The organism is Pantoea sp. CFCC18179 (assembly GCF_059412405.1).
In genome coordinates this window covers 809,370-833,073 of sequence record NZ_JBNBPM010000001.1, presented here as the reverse complement: position 1 = coordinate 833,073, position 23,704 = coordinate 809,370, and the positions used below count along the sequence as shown (strand labels likewise).

21 protein-coding genes are annotated in these 23,704 nt (G+C 52.8%); 14 read left to right on the top strand and 7 right to left on the bottom strand.

Features of this window, described 5'->3' with window-relative positions; all coding sequences use genetic code 11:
* Positions 1-3: 3 nt before the first annotated feature.
* Positions 4-777, top strand: coding sequence for a histidine ABC transporter ATP-binding protein HisP (gene hisP / locus ACPUC7_RS03855; protein WP_343553664.1), 774 nt, complete (start codon positions 4-6; stop codon positions 775-777).
* Positions 778-839: 62 nt separating this feature from the next.
* On the opposite strand, the gene ACPUC7_RS03850 is transcribed toward hisP, so the two are convergent.
* Complete coding sequence (locus ACPUC7_RS03850) at positions 840-1,787, bottom strand: sugar-binding transcriptional regulator (protein ID WP_494921829.1); 948 nt, start codon at positions 1,785-1,787, stop codon at positions 840-842.
* A gap of 195 nt (positions 1,788-1,982) precedes the next feature.
* Between ACPUC7_RS03850 and dalD the strand changes: the two genes are divergently transcribed.
* The 3 genes from dalD to ACPUC7_RS03835 are packed head-to-tail and all read left to right on the top strand — an operon-like array spanning position 1,983 to position 6,160.
* Positions 1,983-3,377: a D-arabinitol 4-dehydrogenase gene (gene dalD / locus ACPUC7_RS03845; protein ID WP_494921828.1), complete on the top strand. Its 1,395-nt coding sequence runs from the start codon at positions 1,983-1,985 to the stop codon at positions 3,375-3,377.
* Between the two features lie 10 nt (positions 3,378-3,387).
* A complete protein-coding gene (xylB, locus tag ACPUC7_RS03840; protein ID WP_494921827.1) occupies positions 3,388-4,857 on the top strand; it encodes a xylulokinase in 1,470 nt (489 codons plus the stop codon).
* 22 nt (positions 4,858-4,879) lie between these two features.
* The gene (locus ACPUC7_RS03835; RefSeq protein WP_494921826.1) at positions 4,880-6,160 is read left to right on the top strand and encodes an MFS transporter; all 1,281 of its coding nucleotides are present in this window, start codon (positions 4,880-4,882) and stop codon (positions 6,158-6,160) included.
* A 60-nt stretch (positions 6,161-6,220) separates the two neighbouring features.
* Here ACPUC7_RS03835 and ACPUC7_RS03830 read toward each other — a convergent pair whose 3' ends face one another.
* The gene (locus tag ACPUC7_RS03830; protein ID WP_494921825.1) at positions 6,221-7,117 is read right to left on the bottom strand and encodes a TIGR01777 family oxidoreductase; all 897 of its coding nucleotides are present in this window, start codon (positions 7,115-7,117) and stop codon (positions 6,221-6,223) included.
* A gap of 203 nt (positions 7,118-7,320) precedes the next feature.
* Here ACPUC7_RS03830 and yfcF point away from each other — a divergent pair, with 203 nt between their 5' ends.
* A complete protein-coding gene (gene yfcF, locus ACPUC7_RS03825) occupies positions 7,321-7,962 on the top strand; it encodes a glutathione transferase (protein ID WP_494921824.1) in 642 nt (213 codons plus the stop codon).
* 111 nt (positions 7,963-8,073) lie between these two features.
* The gene (gene yfcD, locus ACPUC7_RS03820; protein ID WP_343553657.1) at positions 8,074-8,619 is read left to right on the top strand and encodes an NUDIX hydrolase YfcD; all 546 of its coding nucleotides are present in this window, start codon (positions 8,074-8,076) and stop codon (positions 8,617-8,619) included.
* 76 nt (positions 8,620-8,695) lie between these two features.
* Here yfcD and ACPUC7_RS03815 read toward each other — a convergent pair whose 3' ends face one another.
* The 3 genes from ACPUC7_RS03815 to ackA form a co-directional block, all read right to left on the bottom strand.
* A complete protein-coding gene (locus ACPUC7_RS03815; protein ID WP_494921823.1) occupies positions 8,696-9,952 on the bottom strand; it encodes a 4-aminobutyrate--2-oxoglutarate transaminase in 1,257 nt (418 codons plus the stop codon).
* Positions 9,953-10,137: 185 nt separating this feature from the next.
* Positions 10,138-12,282 (bottom strand): phosphate acetyltransferase, encoded by a 2,145-nt coding sequence (pta, locus tag ACPUC7_RS03810; RefSeq protein ID WP_343553655.1) that lies wholly within the window; start codon positions 12,280-12,282, stop codon positions 10,138-10,140.
* A 74-nt stretch (positions 12,283-12,356) separates the two neighbouring features.
* Entirely contained in the window at positions 12,357-13,559 is a 1,203-nt protein-coding gene (gene ackA, locus ACPUC7_RS03805; protein WP_494921822.1) for an acetate kinase, read from the bottom strand.
* A gap of 336 nt (positions 13,560-13,895) precedes the next feature.
* Here ackA and yfbV point away from each other — a divergent pair, with 336 nt between their 5' ends.
* The 3 genes from yfbV (at position 13,896) to ACPUC7_RS03790 (ending at position 15,668) form a co-directional block, all read left to right on the top strand.
* On the top strand, positions 13,896-14,348 hold the full coding sequence (gene yfbV / locus ACPUC7_RS03800) for a terminus macrodomain insulation protein YfbV (RefSeq protein WP_494921821.1): 453 nt from the start codon (positions 13,896-13,898) through the stop codon (positions 14,346-14,348).
* A gap of 151 nt (positions 14,349-14,499) precedes the next feature.
* Complete coding sequence (locus tag ACPUC7_RS03795; RefSeq protein ID WP_343553652.1) at positions 14,500-14,994, top strand: YfbU family protein; 495 nt, start codon at positions 14,500-14,502, stop codon at positions 14,992-14,994.
* A gap of 14 nt (positions 14,995-15,008) precedes the next feature.
* A complete protein-coding gene (locus ACPUC7_RS03790; protein ID WP_494921820.1) occupies positions 15,009-15,668 on the top strand; it encodes a sugar phosphatase in 660 nt (219 codons plus the stop codon).
* A gap of 27 nt (positions 15,669-15,695) precedes the next feature.
* Here ACPUC7_RS03790 and yfbR read toward each other — a convergent pair whose 3' ends face one another.
* Positions 15,696-16,295: a 5'-deoxynucleotidase gene (gene yfbR / locus ACPUC7_RS03785; protein WP_494921819.1), complete on the bottom strand. Its 600-nt coding sequence runs from the start codon at positions 16,293-16,295 to the stop codon at positions 15,696-15,698.
* A gap of 64 nt (positions 16,296-16,359) precedes the next feature.
* Positions 16,360-17,577 (bottom strand): pyridoxal phosphate-dependent aminotransferase, encoded by a 1,218-nt coding sequence (locus ACPUC7_RS03780; protein ID WP_343553649.1) that lies wholly within the window; start codon positions 17,575-17,577, stop codon positions 16,360-16,362.
* A gap of 969 nt (positions 17,578-18,546) precedes the next feature.
* Here ACPUC7_RS03780 and lrhA point away from each other — a divergent pair.
* The 5 genes from lrhA to nuoE all read left to right on the top strand — a co-directional run bounded on the left by lrhA (position 18,547) and on the right by nuoE (position 23,704).
* Positions 18,547-19,470: a transcriptional regulator LrhA gene (lrhA, locus tag ACPUC7_RS03775; RefSeq protein ID WP_007889314.1), complete on the top strand. Its 924-nt coding sequence runs from the start codon at positions 18,547-18,549 to the stop codon at positions 19,468-19,470.
* Between the two features lie 660 nt (positions 19,471-20,130).
* Complete coding sequence (locus tag ACPUC7_RS03770; protein WP_343553648.1) at positions 20,131-20,574, top strand: NADH-quinone oxidoreductase subunit A; 444 nt, start codon at positions 20,131-20,133, stop codon at positions 20,572-20,574.
* A gap of 15 nt (positions 20,575-20,589) precedes the next feature.
* Positions 20,590-21,270, top strand: a complete 681-nt coding sequence (locus tag ACPUC7_RS03765; RefSeq protein WP_007889318.1) for a NuoB/complex I 20 kDa subunit family protein — start codon at positions 20,590-20,592, stop codon at positions 21,268-21,270.
* A gap of 116 nt (positions 21,271-21,386) precedes the next feature.
* Positions 21,387-23,186, top strand: a complete 1,800-nt coding sequence (nuoC, locus tag ACPUC7_RS03760; RefSeq protein ID WP_007889320.1) for an NADH-quinone oxidoreductase subunit C/D — start codon at positions 21,387-21,389, stop codon at positions 23,184-23,186.
* 2 nt (positions 23,187-23,188) lie between these two features.
* The gene (gene nuoE, locus ACPUC7_RS03755; protein ID WP_008105146.1) at positions 23,189-23,704 is read left to right on the top strand and encodes an NADH-quinone oxidoreductase subunit NuoE; all 516 of its coding nucleotides are present in this window, start codon (positions 23,189-23,191) and stop codon (positions 23,702-23,704) included.

The following is a 23,704-nucleotide window of genomic DNA, read 5'->3' as shown; positions in this document are numbered from 1 at the left end:
ACTATGGCCGACAATAAATTAAGCGTTACCGAACTGCACAAGCGTTACGGTGAACATGAAGTTCTGAAAGGCGTGTCACTGCAGGCGAATGCCGGCGATGTGATCAGCATTATTGGCTCGTCCGGTTCCGGGAAAAGTACTTTTCTGCGCTGCATTAACTTCCTCGAAAAACCGAGTGAAGGCACGATTAACGTCAACAATCAGCCGATCAATCTGGTGCGCGACACCGATGGCCAGCTGAAAGTCGCTAACAAAGAGCAGCTGCGTATGCTGCGCACGCGTCTGACCATGGTGTTCCAGCACTTCAATTTGTGGAGCCACATGACGGTGCTGGATAACGTCACCGAAGCGCCGATTCAGGTACTGGGCTTGAGCAAAGCCGAAGCGCGTGAGCGTGCGATTAAGTATCTGGATAAAGTGGGTATCGACGAGCGTGCGCGCGCCAAATATCCGGTGCATCTGTCTGGTGGTCAGCAGCAGCGTGTGTCGATTGCACGTGCGTTGGCGATGGAACCCGAAGTGCTGCTGTTTGATGAACCCACCTCAGCGCTCGATCCTGAATTGGTCGGCGAAGTGCTGCGTATCATGCAGAAGCTGGCGGAAGAGGGGAAAACCATGGTGGTGGTAACGCACGAGATGGAGTTTGCTCGTCATGTCTCCAATCACGTGATTTTCCTGCATCAGGGTAAGATCGAGGAGCAAGGCACGCCGGATGAGCTGTTTGGCAATCCAAAAAGCCCGCGCTTGCAGCAGTTTCTTAAAGGTTCGTTAAAGTAATTGACCAGGTCGCCATTAATGGCGACCCTACGCCCGCGGTTGCGCATAGCTGCGCAGCCGCTTCAATCCCGCAGCAACTTCAGCGCCGTATCTTCATCAGTCACCAAACCCGCGACCCAACCGCCCTGTAGCGCAGCAAGAATTGCCGGGTATTTTCGTTCGCTACCGGCAAAACCAATAATCTGTCGCTGCGTCTGGCTTTCAAGCAATACGCTGGTCAGCAACTCATCGGTTTCACTCAACACACGCTCACCTTGCTGATTGAAAAAATGTCCAAGCATCTCACCGACGACACCGCGTGCGTTGAGATCGGCAACTTGTGCATCGGTAATAAAACCTTCGGCATGCAATGGACAGCCGGGCTGGACTTCGCCAATACCGACAAACGCCACATCGGCCTGCAATGCGCGCTGCGTCACGCGTTGATAAACCTGATGCTGAACCCACATCGCTTTATCAGCGGGCGTATCGGCATACAGCGGCGCGGGAATGAAGTAATACTTGCCCTGCATCTTCTCCGCCATTTTCAGCGGCACATCGTAGCGCGTACCTGAATCATCACGCGCAATCGCGCCAATCATCGAGACGCATTGATGCTGGGGACGTTCAACCCACGGCAGCGCATCGATCATTGATCGCAAAGTTTTACCGGAACCAATGCCGAATACCTGCGGCTGCTCTTCGTTGATGTATTGCGACATCACCGCCGCGCCTTCCACCGCCAGCATCTGCTGGATCGCCTCATCGTCGAGATTGGCCGATGGCACCACGCGGCACAGATTCAGACCAAACTTTTCTTCAATTTCGCGTGCCAGATGCAAGCAATGCGTAACTGGATGATCGATTTTGACGCTGACCATGCCCATTTCACGCGCGCTGGAAACCAAGCGCTGCGCTACCTGACGCGACAATCCCAATGCGCGCGCAATCTCTTGTTGCGTCACACCCGCCACGTAATACATCCAGGCCGCACGCGCTGCCAGTTCTTGTTTTTTCTCTTCTCTGCTCATCACGCTGTTCCGCCAAAACCGGTGCGCCATGTTAGCGCGAGAACGTCGTAAAGTGTTAATTGAGCAAAAGCCCCAAAAAAGAGCAAAAGTATTAATTGTGACGTTGCTCGCAGAATCATCGTCGCCGCACGCACTATGCTACACGCAATCGGGCAAATGCCCTTAATCGTGGCAAATGTTTATTTTGAGGCGGCTATGACAAATCAATCAGTGTGGATGCACATTGGCGCAGGATCTTTTCATCGTGCTCATCAGGCGTGGTATCTGCATAAGTTGCGTGAGCAAGGTGACGATAGCTGGAGCATTGCGCTCGGCAACATCCGCAACGATGCGGTGCCGTTGCTCAATCAACTACAAGCACAAAACGGTGAATACGTGTTGGAAACCGTGACGCCAGAAGGTGAGCGGGAATATGAAACCATCACTTCACTGCGCAAAATTCTGCCGTGGGATAACGAAATCAGTGCATTGGTGCAGCAGGGCGCGAAAGCTGAAACCCGAGTAATCGGCTTTACTGTGACCGAAGCGGGCTATTACTTGACGTCGGAACATCAACTCGACCTGACGCAACAAGACGTGCAGGCCGATATCAACGGCGATATCCGCACCCTTTATGGCACCTTAGCGCGTATCCTGGCGCAACGTGTGGCAAAGGGCGGCGCGCCTGTGACGTTGCTGAACTGCGACAATCTGCGTCATAACGGCGAACGTTTTCGCGACGGTTTTCTGGCGTTTCTCGCTGCTAAAGGCGATCGCGCGTTAGCGGATTGGGTGCGTGATCACACCACATCACCTAACACCATGGTCGATCGCATTACGCCACGCCCAACGCCAGATGTGGCTGATCGGGTGAAGGCGGCTACCGGTAAAGATGATGGCGCGGCGGTGATGGCGGAATCCTTCATTCAATGGGTGATTGAGGATGACTTTATTGCTGGCCGTCCGGCGCTGGAGAAGGTGGGTGTTGAGCTGGTTGATTCGGTGCTGCCGTGGGAAGAGGCGAAAATCCGCATCCTCAACGCTACACATGCAGCGATTGCCTGGGCCGGCACGCTGATTGGTCTCAATTACATTGACGACAGCACGCGCCAACCGGCGATTTATCAGCTGGCGTATGACTACGTGACGCAGGATGTGATGCCATCGCTGTCGCCGAGCCCGCTCGATTTGGCCGACTATCGTGACGTGGTACTGGCGCGCTTCAGTAATCCTTACATCAAAGACACCAACCAGCGCGTCGGCGCGGATGGTCTGTCGAAAATTCCCGGCATGGTGACGCCAACGCTGCGCGAATGCTATCAACGCGGTGCAGAACCGCATGCAACGGCGGTGCTGCCTGCGCTGTTCTTCCTGTTCCTGCAACGCTGGGCCAATGACCAATTGCCGTATCAATATCAGGATGGCGCGCTGCAAGCCGATGCCTTGCGCCAGCAGTTTGCCCGCGCCGATGCGTTGGAAGCGTTTCTTAGCGATAGCGCGCTGTTTGGTGAACTGGCGCAGGACAAAGCCTTCCATGCGCTGGTGACGCGCAGCGTGGCCGATTTGCAGCAATGGCTGAAGCAGCCCGAACGCACGCTGGCTGCGGTGTAAGGAGCGCATCATGTATCTCGGCATTGATATCGGCACCTCAGAACTGAAAGCACTGATCATTAACGCGCAGGGCGAAATTGTCGCCTCAAATCACGCCACGCTCACGGTCCAGCGTCCGCACGCCCATTGGGCGGAGCAAGATCCTGAGCGCTGGTGGCAAGCCTGCGGCGAGGTGATTTCTGCGCTACGTCAACAAGCGGCGTCCGCCTGGAGCGAAATTCGCGCCATCGGTTTGTCGGGGCAGATGCATGGTGCGGTGCTGCTGGATAAGCAAGGCAAGGTGCTGCGTCCGTGCATTCTGTGGAATGACACGCGCAGCGCGCCGCAGTGTGAAGCGTTGAGTCAGCAACATCCGCAGATGATGCAGATCAGCGGCAACATGATCATGCCGGGTTTCACCGCACCAAAACTGCGCTGGGTGGCGGAGCAGGAGCCAGAGATTTTCCAGCAAATCGACAAAGTGTTGCTGCCGAAAGATTATCTGCGCTGGCGCTTAACCGGGCATTTTGTCAGTGAACGGTCGGATGCGGCGGGGACGCTGTGGCTTGATGTGGCAAAGCGCGATTGGTCTGACGAACTGCTGGCGATCACCGGGCTGACGCGCGATCAGATGCCGGAACTGGTGGAGGGCAGTGCGATCAGTGCCACGCTGCACGCCGATCTCGCCAGCGAGTGGGGCTTATCGGCATCGGTGTGTGTCGCGGGCGGCGGTGGCGACAATGCCGCTTCGGCGGTGGGTGTCGGCGCGGTGAATCCCGGCGACGCGTTTATTTCGCTCGGCACCTCTGGCGTGATTTTCGTGGTTAACGACCGCTTGCTGGCCGATCCGCAATCTGGCGTGCATGCGTTTTGCCACGCGTTGCCGGGCCGCTGGCACCAGATGAGCGTGATGCTCAGCGCCGCCAGTTGCCTGCGCTGGTTGTGCAATTTGCTGTCGGTGACGGAAAGCCAACTGATGGAAGAGATGGCGCAACTCAGCGATGAACAACGCCGTCGCGCACCGGTTTTCCTGCCTTATCTTTCTGGCGAACGCACGCCGCATAACGATCCTGATGCCTCCGGTTCCTTCTTCAACCTGCGCCACGAAACGCCGCGCGCGCTGTTGGGTTACGCGGTGATTGAAGGCGTGGCGTTTGGTCTTGCCGATGGCTTCGCGGTGCTGGGCGATGCGCAGCGCCAAATTCAGCAATGCAGTCTGACCGGCGGCGGGGCGCGCAGCACCTTGTGGGCGCAATTGATCGCCGATGTGCTGCAACTGCCGATCGTCACCCATCCCGCCAGCGCTTCGGGCGCATTGGGCGCCGCACGTCTGGCGTGGCTGGCCGCTGGCGGCTTGGAGAGCGAAGTGTGCCTGAAACCGCCGGTGCAGGCGCGCTATTTGCCCGATGCCGCGCGTGGCAAAGTGCTGCAACAGCGGTTGCATCTGTTCCGCACGCTCTATGCACAACAACAGCAAGCGCGTGCGCTGCTGCCTGAATAATTCCAAACAGAGGATGAATGAGATGCAATCGAATGATTACTGGTTTGGCTTGCCGAAAAAAATGTTCTGGGGCTTTCTCGCCATCGCCATTTTCATGGCCGGTGATGGCTTCGAAATGGCGTTCCTGTCGCGCCACATCACCGATATGGGTTTCACTCCGGCACAGTCGGCGGTGGTGTTTACCTTTTATGGCTTAGCGGCGGCATTAGCGGCGTGGGCATCGGGTGTGGTGGCGGAACTGATTACGCCGCAGCGCGCGATGATGATTGGTTTCGTGCTGTGGATAGTAATGCACACGCTGTTTATGTCGCTGGGCTTGGGCATGCGCAACTATCCGCTGATGGTGCTGTTCTACGGCATTCGCGGGTTGGCGTATCCGCTGTTTATCTACTCGTTCATGATGATGCTGGTGCAAGTGCTGCCGCGTGAAAAACTGGCTGCTGCGACCGGTTGGTTCTGGGCGATGTATTCCGTCGGTATCGGCGTGGTCGGCAGCTATTTGCCAAGTCTGACCATCCCAATGCTCGGCGAAACCGGTACTTTGTGGCTGGCGATCATTTGGGTGGCATGCGGCGGCGTGTTGGCGTATTTCAGCTTGCGCAATGTGCCGGTGGATCGTTCTCGCGTCAATTTGCCGCTGCGCGATAAAATGACCGAGATGTCGCGTGCCGTCACCATTCTGTTTACCAATCAACACGTGTTCTACGCCTGCCTGATTCGCATCATCAATACGCTGTCGCTGTTTGGCTTTGCCATCATCATGCCGCTGCTGTTCGTTGATCGCCTGGGCTTTAGCATTTCCGAATGGCTGCAAATTTGGGCGGTGTTCTTCTTCGTCACCATTTTCACCAATATTTTCTGGGGTATCACCGGCGAAAAATTGGGTTGGATCCGTCAGGTGCGTTGGTTTGGTTGCCTTGGTATGGCGATCTCCAGCCTGGCGTTTTACTACCTGCCGCTGTATGCCGGACATAATTTCTGGGTGGCGCTGATTCCGGCGGTCATGTTGGGGATTTTTGTCGCGGCGTTCGTGCCAATGACCGCGGTATTCCCAACCTTGGAGCCGCATCACAAAGGCGCAGCGGTATCGATTTATAATCTGTCGGCCGGGTTAAGTAACTTTGTCGCACCGGCGATTGCTTCTGTACTGTTGCCGTTCTTCGATATCGTCGGTGTGGTGTGGGCGTATACCGCGCTGTATGTGTTTGCCGGCGTGTTGACCTTTATCATTCGCGTGCCGCAGCCGGGACATACGCGCGAACCGGCGACGCTTAAATCACAGGTTGCGCAGCAGCGCAGTTAATCGGTCGCCATGAATGGCAATCCTACGAAGGTTCGGTGCACAATCATGTGCACCGAACGATTAACTGGCGACATCCTGCAACGCTTCCTGCAAATCGTACCAACGAAATCCAAAGCCTGACTCTTCTAAGCGTTTCGGCAATACATGTTGTCCACCCAACACCAACACCGCTGATTCACCCATCATCAATTTAATCGCGCTAGCAGGCGTGCGCATAAAGGCCGGGCGATGCATCACGTGGCCCAATGTGGCGGCAAACTGCTCGTTGCGTACCGCATAAGGCGCGACCATATTGAACGGCCCACGCAGTTCTGAGTGATCTATCAGCCACAAAATGGCGTTAACCAGATCATCGACATGAATCCACGGCAAATACTGTTTGCCGCTGCCAATGGGCCCGCCCACGCCGAGTTTGAACGGCAGCTTAATTTTCGCCAGCGCGCCACCTTCTTTGGCTAACACCACGCCGGTGCGCAGCAAGCAGACGCGCGTACGATCGCTCTGTGCGGTTAACGCCAGCTGCTCCCAGCGCGCGCACAGTTCATGGGTAAACTCATCGTGACCCGGATCGTCTTCGGTTAATACCAAATCGCCGGTATCGCCATAAAAGCCAGTGGCTGAACCGGAGATTAAAAATTGCGGTGGTTGCGAGCTGGCATGAATCAGCGATACCAGCTGTTCGGTGATTTGCCAGCGGCTTTCACACAGCCGCTGCTTTTGCTGTTCGGTCCAGCGTTTGTCGGCAATCGGTTCGCCCGCTAAATTGATCACGCCATCAATGCCATTCAAATCGGTCTGCTGATTAATGCCAGACCACAGCGCCACGCTGGCGTCGAGTTTGTCGCGTGCGGCGGCGACATCGCGCGTCACCACGCTGATTTTATGTCCCAGCAGCAATAAGCGTGGGATCAGATGGCGACCAATCAGGCCGGTGCCGCCGGTGATAAGCAAGTGCATGTTGAGCCTCCTTGTAATTTTTTATCCGCTCAGATTCAGCATAGAAGAGAAGCGTGCGCGCAGCGTGATTGGCCTTACGCTTATGAATAAAAAGGTGCAGTCAGCGTTGGACTTAGTGATCAAAGATCCGACCAGCGCACCATTGCCTTAATAATTAAAAATCGGTAAACATGATGCACACCTGACGTTTACCCGAGGCGCCAATGAATTATCCAACCATTACCTTGTGGTCCGATGCTTCCTTCTTCAGTCCTTACGCCATGTCGGTGTATGTTGCGCTGACCGAAAAGGGCATTCCCTTTACCCTCAAGCGCGTGGATTTATCGCAGAATGCGCAGTGGGAAGAAGAGTATCGTGCGCTGTCTCTCACCTGCCGCGTGCCAACGCTGCAAATTGATGAGGTGGTCTTGACGGAATCTTCCGCTATTGCCGAATATTTGGAAGAGCGTTTTCCCGCGCCTGAGTTTGAGCGACTCTATCCGCGCGATCGGGAAAAGCGCGCCCACGCGCGTGAAGTGCAGGCGTGGCTGCGCAGTGACTTGATGGCGCTGCGATCGGAACGTCCTACCGAAGTGCTGTTTGCCGGTGAACGCTTTGCTCCTTTGACGGCGGCAGGTGAACAAGCGGCCAGCAAACTGATTGCTGCTGTGCAGCGTATGTTGCCGGATGGGCAGCAAAATCTGTTTGGCGAATGGTCGATTGCCGATACCGATTTGGCGGTGATGATTAATCGTTTAGCGCTGCACGGCGATACGTTACCGGTGAAATTGCAGCACTATGCTGAGTTCCAGTGGCAGCGTGCATCGGTGCAATTGTGGTTAGCTGAATCGGGCAAAACACGCTAAGCACGATGCGCCTTGCGATGGCGAAAAGAACGCTTTACCTTACCGCTCATTCTAATAAAGCATGGCAAACAGGCGCGTGCTGGGCACGCCGAAAACAGAAAAGGGTTACGGATGGTGGATCAAACGGCAGGTGACGGTATCGAGTGGGTTGATATCGTTAACGAAGAGAACGAAGTCATTGCGCAGGCCAGCCGTGCGCAGATGCGTGCGCAATGTCTGCGTCATCGCGCCACATATATTGTGGTGCACGATGGCATGGGCAAAATTCTGGTGCAGCGTCGTACTGAAATTAAAGACTTCATGCCGGGCATGCTTGATGCCACAGCCGGTGGCGTGGTGCAGAGCGGTGAAGACCTGCTGGAATCCGCACGTCGTGAAGCGGAAGAGGAACTTGGTATCGCTGCCGTTCCGTTCGCTGAACACGGCCAATTCTACTTCGAAGATCAGCATTGCCGCGTGTGGGGCGGGCTGTTCAGCTGCGTATCACATGGCCCGTTTGCGATGCAGGAAGAAGAAGTGGATGAGATTTTCTGGATGACGCCGGAAGAGATTACCGCGCGTTGTGATGAGTTCACCGATGATTCATTGAAAGCGTTGTCACTGTGGCTGAGCCGCAATAGCGATGCGGCACGCCGTAAACAGAGCAACGAAGCGTAATCTCGCTGTTGCGCATGAATGCGCGCCCTATGAATTTGTAGGGGCGCCATTCATGGCGACCAAACTCTCGCTACCGTTAATGCTCGCGCAGGATGCGCGTTAGTAAATCCAAAGCCACATCAAACTGCGCATCAGGAATGGTCAGCGGATAGAGGAATCGGATTACATTGCCGTACACGCCGCAGGTCAGCAGAATCAATCCTTGTTCCAGCGCCTGCTGTTGAATGACCTTGGCAATCTCCGCCGACGGTTTTCCTGCTGCATCATTAAATTCTGCCGCAATCATCGAACCATAGCCGCGCACTTCGACCAACGATTGGCAATCTGCACGCTGCAACGCCGCTTTTAATCTGCCGCCCAACTGATTTGCGCGCTCGCATAACGATTCTTCTTCGATGATATCCAGCACCGCCAACGCCGCAGCAATCGCCGGTGGACTGCCTGCATACGTGCCGCCAAGCCCGCCAGATTCTGGCGCATCCATCACTTCCGCACGTCCAGAAACCGCCGAGAGCGGGAAGCCGCCCGCCAGACTCTTCGCCATGGTGATCAGATCGGGCTGCACTGCATAGTATTCGCTGGCGAACAGTTTTCCGGTGCGCGCAAAGCCGGTTTGGATTTCATCGGCAATCAGTAATATGCCGTGGCGATCGCACAACTCACGCAACGCAACGACAAATTCCGGCGGCGCGCTATAAAAGCCGCCTTCGCCTTGAACCGGTTCGAAGATAATCGCCGCAACCTGCTGTGGGCTGATATCGCTGCGGAAAATGGCTTCCAGACTTTCCAGCGCAGCAGCCACGTTCACGCCATGCAAGGTGTTGGGATAGCGAGCATGGAATACCGGGCTGGCAAACGGCCCGAAACCGGTTTTGTATGGCACCACTTTGCCGGTAAGCGACATCGTCATGTTGGTGCGACCATGAAATGCGCCGGTGAAAGCGATAATGCCGGGACGACCGGTTGCGGCACGCGCGATTTTCACCGCGTTTTCTACCGCTTCTGCGCCACTAGAGAAAAAGGTGGTTTTCACGGCACCAGCAATCGGCACCAACGCATTCAGGCGCTCGGCGAGTTGGATGTAGTTTTCATAAGGAATGATTTGAAACGCGGTGTGGGTGAAGCATTCGAGTTGTTGCTGCACCGCCGCCATCACATTGGGATGACGATGGCCGGTATTCAGCACCGCAATTCCTGCGGCAAAATCGGTGTAAGCGCGACCCGTTTGATCCCACACCGTGGCATTTTCGGCTTTGACGGCATAGAAATCACACATCACACCGACGCCGCGCGGCGTGGCCTGCAAACGGCGGCTGTGTACATCACTGTTCATAATATTCCTCGCAATTGGCCGATAACATTTGCTGGTTAGCGTTTCGGTCACCATGAATGGCGACCCTACGATGGAACGAGCAGACATCAATCAGTGTTAGCGCAGCAACAGGTTTATGCCAGTGAAATAGTGGGCAAAAAAAAGCATGCACCGAAGTGCATGCTTTTTTATCAGCCGGGGGAAGGTTAGCCTTCAGCCTGCTGTGACTGAATCGCCGTCAATGCGATGGTGTAGACAATGTCATCCACCAATGCGCCACGTGACAAATCGTTCACCGGCTTACGCATGCCTTGCAGCATCGGTCCGATGGAAATCAGGTCAGCAGAGCGCTGTACCGCTTTGTACGTGGTATTACCGGTGTTGAGATCCGGGAAGATGAACACGGTAGCGCGACCAGCAACCGCCGAGTTTGGCGCTTTGGACTTAGCCACATCTTCCATAATCGCCGCGTCGTATTGCAGTGGGCCATCGATCACCAAATCAGGACGTTTTTCCTGCGCGATGCGCGTGGCTTCACGTACTTTCTCGACGTCGCTACCGGCACCGGAATTACCGGTTGAGTAGGAGATCATCGCAACGCGTGGATCGATACCGAATGCTTTCGCTGAATCTGCCGACTGAATAGCGATCTCGGCCAACTGCTCTGGATTTGGATCTGGGTTGATGGCGCAGTCGCCGTAGACCAGCACTTGCTCAGGCAGCAGCATGAAGAATACCGATGAAACCAGCGAACTGTTTGGCGCGGTTTTGATCAGCTGCAACGGTGGACGAATGGTGTTGGCGGTGGTGTGAACCGCACCTGAAACCAGGCCATCCACTTCGCCGCTTTCCAGCATCATGGTGCCGAGCACCACGTTATCTTCCAGTTGCTCCTGCGCGACCACTTCGGTCATGCCTTTGCTCTTACGCAGTTCGACTAAACGCGGCACGTAGTTTTCACGCACCACTTCTGGATCGACAATCACAATGCCTTTGCCCAGCTCAACACCTTGCGCTGCGGCGACGCGTTGAATCTCTTCTGGATTACCCAACAGCACACAAGTCGCGATGCCGCGTTCGGCACAAATCGCTGCCGCTTTCACGGTACGCGGCTCGTCGCCTTCTGGCAGCACGATGCGTTTGCCCGCTTTGCGTGCCAGCTCGGTCAACTGATAACGGAATGCTGGCGGTGACAGACGACGGCTGCGTTCCGACGTGGCGGTAAGCGATTCAACCCAATCTTCATTAATGAAGCTGGCAACGTATTCCTGCACTTTCTCAATACGCTGGGTATCATCAGTTGGGACTTCGAGGTTGAAGCTTTGCAGGCTGAGCGAAGTCTGCCAGGTGTTGGTTTTCACCATGAACACCGGCAAGCCAGTTTGGAAGGCACGTTCACACAGACGGGCGATTGGCGCTTCAATCTGATAGCCGCCGGTCAACAATACCGCACCAATTTCAACGCCGTTCATCGCCGCCAGACAAGCAGCAACTAACACATCAGGGCGATCCGCCGAGGTGACCAGCAGTGAACCCGGACGGAAATGCTCCAGCATGTGCGGAATGCTACGCGCACAGAAGGTGACGGATTTCACGCGGCGCGTCTGGATTTCGCCTTCGTTGATAATCTCCGCATTCAGGTGGCGGCACATATCGATGGCGCGCGTGGCGATCAGGTCAAAACTCCACGGCACGCAACCCAACACCGGCAGCGGGCTGTTAGCAAACAGCTGCTTAGGATCGATGTTAGCGATGCTGGCTTTGGTGGAGTCATCGAAAATCTCTGACAGATCCGGACGCGTACGGCCTTGCTCATCCACCGGCGCATTCAATTTGTTGATGATCACGCCAGTGATGTTTTTGTTCTTGCTGCCACCGAAGCTGCTTTGCGTCAGTTCGATACGCTCTTTCAGCTGCGCTGGGGAATCGTTACCCAGCGACATGACAAACACGATTTCCGCGTTCAGGGTTTTCGCGATTTCGTAGTTCAGCGCAGAGGCGAACTGGTGTTTACGCGTCGGCACTAAGCCTTCTACCAGCACCACTTCGGCATCTTGCGTATTGGCGTGGTAATTGGCGATGATCTCTTCCATCAGCACATCTTGCTGATTTGAACCCAGCAAGGATTCAACGCGCGTCATTTGCAGCGGTTCAGCGGCAGGGATCGCCGAGCTTTTACGGATGATGCTGGTGGTTTGGTCTGGTGCATCGCCGCCCGCACGTGGCTGGGCAATCGGCTTGAATACGCTCAGACGCACGCCTTTGCGCTCCATGGCACGGATCACGCCGAGGCTGACGCTGGTCAAGCCGACGCTGGTACCGGTAGGAATGAGCATAATTGTACGTGACACGATAGAAACCTCTCAGGTGTTGCAGACTGTCTAAAACAACTCCGTCAGCCTAAGCTGACGGAGAGAAGTGTGTTTTATGCGGTGAGACGCGCGGCGTCTTGAGCAATCACCAACTCTTCGTTGGTTGGGATTACTACGGCCGGGCGAGTGCCTTCTTTGTTGATGAAGCCCGCTTTGCCGAAGCGTGCTGCCAGGTTGCGCTCGTGATCGACATCGAAGCCTAGCAGGCCCAGTTTCGCCAATGCCAGTTCACGTACCATCGCGGCATTTTCACCAATACCGCCGGTGAACACTACGGCATCCAGACGACCTTCCATCAGCGCAGTGTAGCTGCCGATGTACTTCGCCAGACGATGGCAGAACACATCCATCGCGCGTTTCGCATCTTCTTTGGTGGCGTAGTTGTCTTCAACATAGCGGCAGTCGCTGGTGACTTCGGTCAGACCCAACAAGCCAGACTCTTTGGTCAGCAGCTTGTTAATCGCATCAACGCTCATGCCTAAGGTGTCATGCAGGAAGAAGATAATAGCAGGATCGATATCACCGCTGCGCGTACCCATCACCAAACCTTCCAGCGGCGTCAGACCCATTGAGGTGTCAACACATTGGCCGTTACGGATAGCCGAAACTGAACCACCGTTGCCGAGGTGGCAAGTAATGATGTTCAGTTCATTAACCGGCTTGTTGAGCATTTTGGCGGCTTCTTGCGTCACGTAGTAGTGACTAGTGCCGTGTGCGCCGTAGCGACGAACGCCGTGCTCTTTGTACAGTTTGTACGGCAGCGCATAAAGATACGACTCTTCCGGCATTGTCTGATGGAATGCCGTATCAAAAACAGCCACATTTTTATCGGAAAGGTGTGGGAAGTTTTTCAGCGCTTCATCAATACCGATCAAATGCGCCGGATTGTGCAGCGGTGCAAAGGAGGAAGCATCTTTAATGCCCTGAATGACAGATTCGTCGATAACCACTGATTTTGTCAGCTGCTCGCCACCGTGAACGATGCGATGACCAATTGCAGCGATTTGTGCCGAAAGCTCTGGTTTTTGTGCCAGAATAGTTTTAACCATGAAGTTCAGTGCTTCGCTATGTGCGGCACCCGCGCCAAGCTGAGCTTCTTGTTTGCTGCCGTCCAGTTTCCACTTAATGCGAGCTTCCGGTAAATGGAAGCATTCAGCCAAACCGGACAGGTATTCATCGCCGGTAACAGGGTTAAGGATGGCAAACTTAAGTGAAGAACTGCCGCAGTTCAGAACCAGAACTAACTTCGTCGACATGGAAGTACCTATTGTTAAATAGTGGCTAAAAATAACGCAATCAGACTAACAGCGTAGCCCATGAAAGCTGGTAGGTTAATGACAAACATCATGCGCTAGTCAAAAATTCCGTGACGCGCAAAAAATTTTGGTAATTTTACGCTTATTTTTGATAAGCGCTTAGCGAAACATGGCTCTAACCGCTCTTTTATTGAGCTGAAGCTTCCGGTAATGTTGCTAAAACGGCGTCAGAATACTCATTGTCACCCGCAAAGACAAAAAGTTTTGAAGGATGTCACGTAAAGTTGTGTAGTTATCGGTTTATTTTAAATATTGCAGATTTAGTTGAGGTCTATCATGGCGAATGACACAGACAATCCCGGCTGGTTCGGTTTATTCCAGCGCGGACAGCGGTACATGAAGACCTGGCCTGCGGATAAACGCCTGGCGCCGGTGTTTCCGGAAAATCGCGTGGTGAACGCGACCCGATTCGCCATTCGTTTTATGCCCCCGCTGGCGATTTTCACCTTAACGTGGCAGATCGCTATGGGTGGACAACTCGGCCCGGCGATTGCAACAGCGCTGTTTGCCTGCAGCTTGCCGATGCAAGGTTTGTGGTGGTTGGGGAAACGCTCTGTAACTCCTTTGCCGCCGACGCTGCTGCAATGGTTCCATGAAGTGCGCACCAAGTTGGAAGAAGCGGGGCAGGCCATTGCACCGGTTAATGGTAAGCCAACGTATCAGGCGCTGGCCGATGTGCTAAAGCGTGCCTTTAAGCAGCTTGATCGCACCTTCCTCGACGATCTTTGATCCGCTGACGCTTTTACCTGCCAGAGAATTTGCGCCAAATCCCGGTTCAAATCAAAGAAAAGTGGTGCGGACGTACACGCATCACTTTCCTTGTGTAATCATTTCCTCATTGTTTAAATCTTAAGCGGCCTTGCTGGCCCGGGAGCAAACCATGGAAATGACCCACGCACAACGACTGATCCTCTCTAATCAATACAAAATGATGGCGATGCTGGAGCCTGATAACGCCGAACGTTATCGCCGTTATCAAACCATTATTGAACGGGGTTATGGCTTACAGTTGCGCGAACTGGACAAAGAGTTTGGTGAGCTGTCTGAAGCCACCTGCCGCCAGCTGATCGACATTATGGAGATGCATCATGCATTGCATGTTTCCTGGTCGAATCTGAAAGATTCAAGCGCGATTGATGAGCGCCGTTTGGCTTTTCTCGGCTTTGATGCGGCAACCGAAGCGCGTTATCTCGGCTATGTGCGCTTTATGGTGAATATTGAAGGGCGCTATACCCATTTCGATTCCGGCACACACGGCTTTAATGCGCAAACGCCAATGTGGGAAAAATACCAACGTATGCTAACGGTGTGGCAAACTTGTCCGCGTCAGTATCATCTCAGCGCAAATGAGATTGCGCAGATTATTAATGCCTGAATAAGGAGCGACGTGTGAAGTACAGGGGTTTTCTGTTTGATTTAGATGGCACACTGGTTGATTCATTGCCGGTAGTGATTCGTTCATGGTCACTGTGGGGCGAGCGTCACGGTTTGTCGGCGGAAGAGGTCCTGCACTATATCCACGGAAAGCCAGCGATTAATTCGTTACGTCACTTTATGGCTGGCCAATCGGAAGAGGCTATTCAGGCAGAGTTTCTGTGGCTGGAAAAATTAGAAGCGGAAGATACCGAGGGCGTACAGGCGATTCCCGGTGCGTTAGCTTTGTTGAACACGTTGAATGAACTGCAAATTCCATGGGGAATTGTGACGTCAGGTTCGATTCCAGTGGCACATGCACGCCATAAAGCGGCTAATCTGCCGATGCCGAAAGTGTTTATCACCGCGGAAAACATCCAACACGGCAAACCGAATCCAGAACCTTACTTACTTGGCGCTGAGCGTTTGGGTTTAGACGCAACACAATGCGTGGTGGTTGAAGATGCGCCAGCGGGAATCATCGCCGGTTTAGACGCTGGCAGCGCAGTAGTGGCGATTAATGCGCCGGATGATGCCGCGCGTTTGGGTGAAGTCACATTCCGCGTCTCAACGCTTGAGCCGTTGAAGGTAATAAAAGAGGCAAGTGGCGAATTTACGCTGTCGCTCAATGCATAAAAACGGCGGGCCTATGTGGCCCGTTTTTTACAAAGGCGTATCTTGCGAGATCTCATCCAGCGACAGGCTGAAGCTCGGAATAAACACCTCAACAAAATAATCCATCTCTGGCGATCGACGTTGTGCCAGCGTTTTCTCCAGACGCGCTTTAGCCAGCAAAAACTCGTTGTTTCCCGCGGATAACTCTTCCAGACATTTAACGTACGCACACAGCGCATCAGCCTGTTTCACTACCGCTTGTTCACTTTCGCTATGCAAATGCTCATCGATTAATGGGCGGTAAGCGTCCTGCAATTCTGGCGGCAGCATATCAATCAGCTTCTGCTGCGCAATCTTCTCGATCTTCTTATATTCGTGCGCAATCTGTGCGTTGTAATACTTCACCGGCGTGGGCAAATCGCCGGTCAATACTTCGCTGGCATCGTGATACAGCGCTAGCATGGCGATGCGTTCAGCGTTCAGATTGCCGTTAAACTTTTTGTTTTTGATGATAGCGAGGGCATGCGCGACCATCGCCACCTGCAAGCTATGTTCAGAGACGTTTTCGGTGCGCACATTGCGCATCAGCGGCCAGCGGTTGATCAGTTTGAGGCGAGAGAGATGGGCGAAAAAATGGCTACGAGTCATGGATGATTCCTGTTCGCATAACGGGGATGCTTCCCCGAAATGCGAACAGTATACTCATTGAGGTTTACTGGCGGTACCCTTGCAGGAAACGACCAAACTTGCTGACGGCCATTTCCAAATCGTCCACACGCGGTAAGGTCACGATGCGCACGTGATCCGGCCAAGGCCAGTTAAATGCGGTGCCTTGAACCAGCAGGACTTTTTCCTGCAACAGGAAATCCAACACCATTTTCTGGTCATCAAAGATATTGAATTTCTTGGCATCAATACGCGGGAACATGTAAAGCGCGCCTTGCGGCTTCACGCAGCTCACACCGGGAATGTCGTTAATCAATTCCCATGCACGCTGACGTTGCTCATACAAACGCCCGCCAGGCGCGATGAATTCGCTGATGCTTTGATAACCGCCGAGCGCAGTTTGGATCGCATGCTGAGCCGGAACGTTGGCGCACAGGCGCATCGACGCCAGCATCTCCAAGCCTTCGATATAGCCTTTGGCGTGCTTTTTCGGGCCGTTCAAAACCATCCAGCCTTGACGGAAGCCCGCCACGCGATAGGTTTTGGACAAACCGTTAAAGGTCACTGTTAGCAAATCGGGTGCCAACGCGGCGATGGAATGATGCTGCGCTTCGTCATACAAAATCTTGTCGTAGATTTCATCGGCGAAAATAATCAGGTTGTGCTGGCGTGCAATTTCAACAACTTCTAACAGCAACTCTTTGCTGTAAACCGCACCCGTAGGGTTGTTAGGGTTGATGATCACGATGCCGCGCGTGCGCGGGGTGATTTTGCTGCGAATATCATCCAGGTCTGGGAACCAACCAGCTTCTTCATCGCAAAGATAATGCACGGCTTTACCGCTCGACAGTGATACCGCCGCTGTCCACAGTGGGTAATCCGGCGCGGGCACCAACATTTCGTCGCCACTGTTCAGTAAGGCTTGCATCGCCTGCACGATCAGTTCCGAAACACCGTTGCCTATATAGATGTCTTCGACTGTAACATCGCGCATGTCACGCGCTTGATAGTGCTGCATGATCGCTTTACGCGCAGAATACAGTCCTTTTGAATCACAATATCCCTGCGAGCTTGGCAAGTTACGAATCACATCAACCAGGATTTCGTCAGGCGCTTCAAATCCAAACGGGGCTGGGTTGCCAATGTTGAGTTTGAGAACTTTATTGCCTTCTTCTTCGAGACGTTTTGCTTCTTTCAGTACCGGGCCGCGGATGTCATAACAGACATTTTCCAGCTTGCCGGATTTATCAATTTGAAAATTCATCATTACCGCCTTAATGGGCAGAGTCCTTTAACCTGCCTCGAAAATCAAACTTGCCCAATTTACTCTTCTCACCTCAACAAAAGAAGGGCAGCGCTGCGTTTTGGCGCGTTCAGCAATGTTTCAATCTTCAGGTAGCGTAAAACTGATTAAACATGAAAGAGTCTGGTTCATTAATCCAGTAAACTGATAAACTTCGGTATTAATAACTGATGCGTTGCGTTTGGGGTGTAAATTGCTGCTTGCGCGGGTCTAAGTCATTATTCAGCAATTATTCAGTCATAATTGGCCTAAAAAGAGATTAGCGACCTAACGAAACAGTTAAAGAAAATTTGTCGAATGGGTGAAAATCGCAGTGCAATGGTTAAGCAGTGGTTGGTGTCATCAAATAGAGTTCATTCTCATTCGATTTTCAATCGCAGGATTAAGCACCATTAACGGCGCTAACTCAGTGTAAAACGCAGGTTAAATAGCATTTAGGCTGTAACTTTAACGCAAGTACTCAAGTTTCAGAACCTAGAGGGCTTAAAAATCGGGCGGCATTATGGCAGGATGACGTTGAAAAGGTTTTTGGTCAAAAATTGCGATGTTTTGAACAAAAACATTTCCATTTAAAGCGTAAAAATGATTAAGTATAATTTATTATTTGATGCACTTTATCGCTTCGCATCTGCATAACATGATGTTATCTCTTTTTGACCCGCAGGGATTTTACGCGGGACACATAGACAACTACGCAGCTTCCAGCACCTGTACGACATACGTCTTCGGCCCAGAAGTTCTGCTGTCTATAATGACGCCGCTGCTCTGATCTCAGAGTGGTGCGATCGTCGGCATCCGCCTGACACAATTTTTTTCATGGCAGCCTTTACACCGGGCTGTCATTAAGCACCATTACCTCTTATCTCATTGATAAGTCAGGTAATACACCAGGGTAGTAGTTTTAAAAAATCTTATAAGTGAAGAAAAAACATGACTAATGCAAATCGTCCGATACTGAATCTCGACCTCGATCTGCTGCGTACCTTTGTTGCCGTTGCCGATCTGAATACCTTTGCAGCCGCTGCTGCTGCGGTGTGCAGGACGCAATCAGCAGTGAGCCAGCAGATGCAACGTCTGGAACAATTGGTAGGTAAAGAGCTGTTTGCCAGACATGGACGTAATAAATTGCTGACGGAGCATGGCATTCAACTGCTGGGTTACGCCAGGAAGATCCTTCGTTTTAACGACGAAGCTTGCACTTCTTTAATGTACAGCAACATTCAGGGCGTTCTAACCATCGGCGCTTCTGATGATACCTCCGATACCATTCTGCCGTTCCTGCTTAATCGCGTGACGTCAGTTTATCCGAAGCTGGCCATTGATGTTCGTGTTAAGCGCAACCCGTTCATGATGGAAATGCTGAATCAAGGTGAAGTTGATCTGGTTGTGACCACGTCCAGCCCGGGCAATTTCACGCATCAGGTACTGCGTACTTCTCCAACGTTATGGTATTGCGCGGCGGATTATATCTTCCAACGCGGTGAAGCCATTCCATTGGTGCTGTTGGATGAACCAAGCCCATATCGCGATATGGCGATTGATCACCTCAACGAAGCAGGCATTCCGTGGCGCATCTCGTATGTGGCTTCGACGCTGGCTGCGGTTCGTGCTGCGGTTAAAGCTGGACTGGGCGTTACTGCGCGTCCTGTTGAGATGATGAGTCCAGAATTACGCGTGATGGGAGCGGCTGAAGGTTTGCCGGTGCTGCCGGACACGCAGTATCTGTTGTGCCGTAATCCAGACAGTGACAATGAGTTAGCGCTGGCAATCTTCAATGCCATGCAGTCAACCAACGATCCTTACAATCTGAGTGCTAATCCAGACGGCACATTGCTGCTGGACGACGAAGAGTAAGCAGAACATTAGCCGGTAATTCCTCGCAAATGGAATGCCGGTGAATTGTTAAAATTGATAGAAATGAGCCTTAGCGTGGTTATTACCGGCTAAGGCTTTTTTTATGCTCTTTTTCTGACGCTTTTTGGCGTGATTTGCACAAAATGATTTTCCTATCTTTTTGAAAAATGAAATGTGTTCCATTTTTATTCAGGATGGAATGATTTTATCAATTCGTGCCATCTTTTCACGCGCATTCTTCCATCACTATCGCCGTTTTTTGCAGCATAAAACCCAGTTATGTGCTCTAGATCAAAAAAATACCCCTGATAAGGGGGGGGAATCTCGGTTGAGACCTGTCAAAATATGATTGTTAAATGCACGATCCATGCATGTGAATACCCGCTACACTAAAATTAACCTCACAAACTGAAGCGATTTAGCTGGCGCTGCGGGGCTTGAATGTTAATAATATGATGCAGGTGTAAAATAATGTTTGGATACTTTTGTCAAAGTTGACAAAAGGTTATAGAAAGGAGTAAAAACCCCTATAAAATTGCTGCTTTAATGCTAATGACAGCAAAGTTTATAAGGTTTTTTATCCTTCCCTTGAATCGATGTGGTGAGTTTGCTGCAACAGTGCAGGATGCCATTACCACTTTTGATGAGTAAGCAAAGAGTATGTCGACAACTACAGAAGTGATCGCTCATCACTGGGCATTTATTGTTTTTATCGTTATCGCATTTGGCCTGTGTGCCTTTATGTTGACCGGTGGCTGGTTGTTAGGTGGTCGTGCACGAGCGCGACACAAAGACACTCCGTTCGAATCGGGTATTGAGTCTGTTGGTGACACTCATATTCGCCTCTCTGCAAAATTCTATCTGGTTGCGATGTTCTTCGTCATTTTCGACGTCGAAGCCCTCTATTTATACGCATGGTCGACATCTATCCGCGAAAGCGGCTGGGTCGGCTTTGTCGAAGCCGCAATTTTCATTTTGGTGCTCTTGGCAGGCCTGGTTTATCTGGTGCGCATTGGTGCGCTGGATTGGGCTCCTGCGCGTCGTCGCGTAGTAGTTAAATCCGCTCCGGTCAGTCACAGCCACACCAACCCTCATAAGCAGTAAAAGCGAGGCAATAAGATGGACTACACGCTGACACGCGTAGACCCGAACGGAGGCGGCGATAACGATCGTTATCCTCTGCAAAAACAGGAAATTGTTACCGATCCGTTAGAGCAGCACGTTCACCGCAGCGTCTACATGGGCAAGCTCGAGCATGCCCTGCATGACATGGTGAACTGGGGGCGTAAAAACTCGCTCTGGCCGTATAACTTCGGCCTTTCCTGCTGTTACGTGGAAATGACCACATCGTTCACCGCGGTACATGACGTTGCGCGTTTTGGTGCGGAAGTTATGCGCGCCTCGCCACGCCAGGCCGACTTCATGGTGATTGCCGGTACGCCATTTACCAAAATGGCGCCGGTTATTCAGCGTTTGTACGATCAAATGCTGGAGCCGAAGTGGGTGATTTCGATGGGCGCGTGCGCTAACTCGGGTGGCATGTACGACATCTACTCAGTAGTGCAGGGCGTCGATAAATTCCTGCCGGTTGACGTTTACATTCCAGGCTGCCCGCCACGTCCAGAAGCGTATATGCAAGCTTTGCTGCTGCTGCGCGAATCGATTGGTAAAGAGCGTCGCCCATTGTCTTGGGTGGTTGGCGATCAAGGTGTTTACCGCGCCAACATGCAGCCAGAGCGTGAAAGAAAACGTGGTGAGCGTATTGCCGTCACGAACTTGAGAACGCCAGACGAAGTGTAAGCTTCCCGTTCACGGATGGAGCCACGGCCGCAGCAGAACATCACAATTTAATGTGCGCCGCCATCCTGACGCCTTCTTTTGAGTGCCTGATTACAGGCCGGAATGGTGAGTAACGTATGACTGATTTAACCACGCAAGATCTCGCACAGCCTTCATGGCAAACCCGTGATCACCTGGATGATCCAGTGGTCGGCGAGCTGCGTAACCGTTTTGGGCCGGATGCCTTTACCGTTCAGGCCACCCGCACCGGGATTCCGGTTGTATGGGTGAAGCGTGAACAGTTATTGGAAATCGTTGAGTTCCTGCGCAAGCTGCCAAAACCGTATGTCATGTTGTATGACTTACACGGTTTTGATGAGCGTTTACGCACTAACCGCGCCGGTTTACCCGCCGCGGATTTTTCCGTTTTCTACCACCTGCTTTCCATTGAACGCAACCGCGACATCATGTTGAAAGTCGCGCTGTCTGAAAACGATCTGAATGTTCCAACCATCACCAAAATTTTCGCCAATGCCAACTGGTATGAGCGCGAAACTTGGGAGATGTTTGGCATCACCTTTAATGGTCACCCGCACCTGACACGCATCATGATGCCGCAGACGTGGGAAGGCCATCCGCTGCGTAAAGATTATCCTGCGCGTGCGACCGAATTCGATCCGTTCGAGCTGACCAAGCAGAAAGAAGATCTGGAAATGGAGGCGCTGACCTTTAAGCCTGAAGATTGGGGCATGAAGCGCAGCACCACTAACGAAGATTTCATGTTCCTCAACCTCGGTCCAAACCACCCGTCTGCGCACGGTGCTTTCCGCATCATTTTGCAGCTGGATGGTGAAGAGATCGTCGATTGCGTTCCCGATGTGGGTTATCACCATCGTGGCGCGGAGAAGATGGGCGAGCGTCAATCCTGGCACAGCTACATTCCGTACACTGACCGCATCGAGTACCTCGGCGGCTGCGTTAACGAAATGCCTTATGTGCTGGCGGTAGAAAAACTGGCGGGCATCACCGTGCCGGATCGCGTCAACGTGATTCGCGTTATGCTCTCCGAGTTGTTCCGCATCAACAGCCATCTGCTCTACATCTCAACGTTCATTCAGGACGTGGGTGCCATGACGCCAGTGTTCTTCGCCTTTACCGATCGTCAGAAAATTTATGACGTGGTTGAAGCGATCACTGGTTTCCGTATGCACCCGGCGTGGTTCCGCATTGGCGGCGTCGCACATGACCTGCCAAAAGGCTGGGAACGTTTGCTGCGTGATTTCCTCGATTGGATGCCTAAGCGTCTGAAAGAGTATGACAAAGCTGCGCTGCGCAATACCGTGTTGATGGGCCGTTCGCAAGGCGTTGCGGCATACAACATGGATGAAGCGCTGGCGTGGGGCACCACCGGCGCAGGTCTGCGTGCCACCGGTTTAGATTTTGACGTGCGTAAATGGCGTCCGTATTCAGGCTACGAAAACTTCGATTTCGAAATCCCGGTTGGCGCAGGCATCAGCGATGCGTACACCCGTGTGCAACTGAAAATGGAAGAGATGTGGCAGTCACTGCGCATTTTGGAACAGTGCCTGAACAACATGCCTGAAGGCCCGTTCAAAGCGGATCACCCGCTGACAACGCCGCCGCCGAAAGAGCGCACGCTGCAACATATTGAAACCCTGATCACCCACTTCTTGCAGGTTTCGTGGGGCCCGGTCATGCCGGCTAACGAATCTTTCCAGATGATTGAGGCGACCAAAGGGATCAACAGTTACTACCTGACCAGCGATGGCAGCACCATGAGCTACCGCACCCGCGTGCGTACGCCGAGCTTCCCGCATCTGCAGCAGATTCCTTCGGTAATCCGCGGCAGCCTGGTATCCGACTTGATCGTTTACCTCGGTAGTATCGATTTTGTTATGTCAGACGTGGACCGCTAATTATGCACGATCAAAAAATTGCTATTCACACCATCGACCCAACTGAGGTCTTTGTGCTGAGCGAGGCCGAGCACCACGCTATCGAACACGAAAAGCACCACTATGAAGATGCGCGCGCCGCTTCGATTGAAGCGTTGAAGATCGTGCAGAAACAGCGTGGTTGGGTGCCGGATGGCGCGATCAACGCCATTGCCGATGTGCTTGGTATTCCTGCCAGCGATGTTGAAGGTGTGGCGACTTTCTATAGTCAGATCTACCGCACGCCGGTTGGCCGTCACGTAATTCGTTACTGTGACAGCGTGGTGTGTCACATCACCGGTTATCAGGGCATCCAGGATGCGCTGGAGCAGAAGCTCAACATCAAACCGGGTCAAACCACTGCCGATGGCCGTTTTACCTTGCTACCAACCTGCTGTTTAGGTAACTGCGATAAAGGCCCAACCATGATGGTGGATGAAGATACCCACGTTCATCTGACGCCAGAGGGCATCGCCAACTTGCTGGAGCAGTATCAATGA

Bases quoted from the DNA above. Each gene is read 5' to 3' on its own strand.
- yfbR (WP_494921819.1), bottom strand. From the start codon at position 16,295: ATGACTCGTAGCCATTTTTTCGCCCATCTCTCTCGCCTCAAACTGATC.
- nuoC (WP_007889320.1), top strand. From the start codon at position 21,387: ATGACTGATTTAACCACGCAAGATCTCGCACAGCCTTCATGGCAAACC.
- lrhA (WP_007889314.1), top strand. From the start codon at position 18,547: ATGACTAATGCAAATCGTCCGATACTGAATCTCGACCTCGATCTGCTG.
- ACPUC7_RS03765 (WP_007889318.1), top strand. From the start codon at position 20,590: ATGGACTACACGCTGACACGCGTAGACCCGAACGGAGGCGGCGATAAC.
- yfcD (WP_343553657.1), top strand. From the start codon at position 8,074: ATGGTGGATCAAACGGCAGGTGACGGTATCGAGTGGGTTGATATCGTT.
- ACPUC7_RS03770 (WP_343553648.1), top strand. From the start codon at position 20,131: ATGTCGACAACTACAGAAGTGATCGCTCATCACTGGGCATTTATTGTT.
- ACPUC7_RS03850 (WP_494921829.1), bottom strand. From the start codon at position 1,787: ATGAGCAGAGAAGAGAAAAAACAAGAACTGGCAGCGCGTGCGGCCTGG.
- dalD (WP_494921828.1), top strand. From the start codon at position 1,983: ATGACAAATCAATCAGTGTGGATGCACATTGGCGCAGGATCTTTTCAT.
- ackA (WP_494921822.1), bottom strand. From the start codon at position 13,559: ATGTCGACGAAGTTAGTTCTGGTTCTGAACTGCGGCAGTTCTTCACTT.
- ACPUC7_RS03835 (WP_494921826.1), top strand. From the start codon at position 4,880: ATGCAATCGAATGATTACTGGTTTGGCTTGCCGAAAAAAATGTTCTGG.
- ACPUC7_RS03780 (WP_343553649.1), bottom strand. From the start codon at position 17,577: ATGAATTTTCAAATTGATAAATCCGGCAAGCTGGAAAATGTCTGTTAT.
- ACPUC7_RS03795 (WP_343553652.1), top strand. From the start codon at position 14,500: ATGGAAATGACCCACGCACAACGACTGATCCTCTCTAATCAATACAAA.
- nuoE (WP_008105146.1), top strand. From the start codon at position 23,189: ATGCACGATCAAAAAATTGCTATTCACACCATCGACCCAACTGAGGTC.
- xylB (WP_494921827.1), top strand. From the start codon at position 3,388: ATGTATCTCGGCATTGATATCGGCACCTCAGAACTGAAAGCACTGATC.
- hisP (WP_343553664.1), top strand. From the start codon at position 4: ATGGCCGACAATAAATTAAGCGTTACCGAACTGCACAAGCGTTACGGT.
- ACPUC7_RS03830 (WP_494921825.1), bottom strand. From the start codon at position 7,117: ATGCACTTGCTTATCACCGGCGGCACCGGCCTGATTGGTCGCCATCTG.
- yfbV (WP_494921821.1), top strand. From the start codon at position 13,896: ATGGCGAATGACACAGACAATCCCGGCTGGTTCGGTTTATTCCAGCGC.
- yfcF (WP_494921824.1), top strand. From the start codon at position 7,321: ATGAATTATCCAACCATTACCTTGTGGTCCGATGCTTCCTTCTTCAGT.
- ACPUC7_RS03815 (WP_494921823.1), bottom strand. From the start codon at position 9,952: ATGAACAGTGATGTACACAGCCGCCGTTTGCAGGCCACGCCGCGCGGC.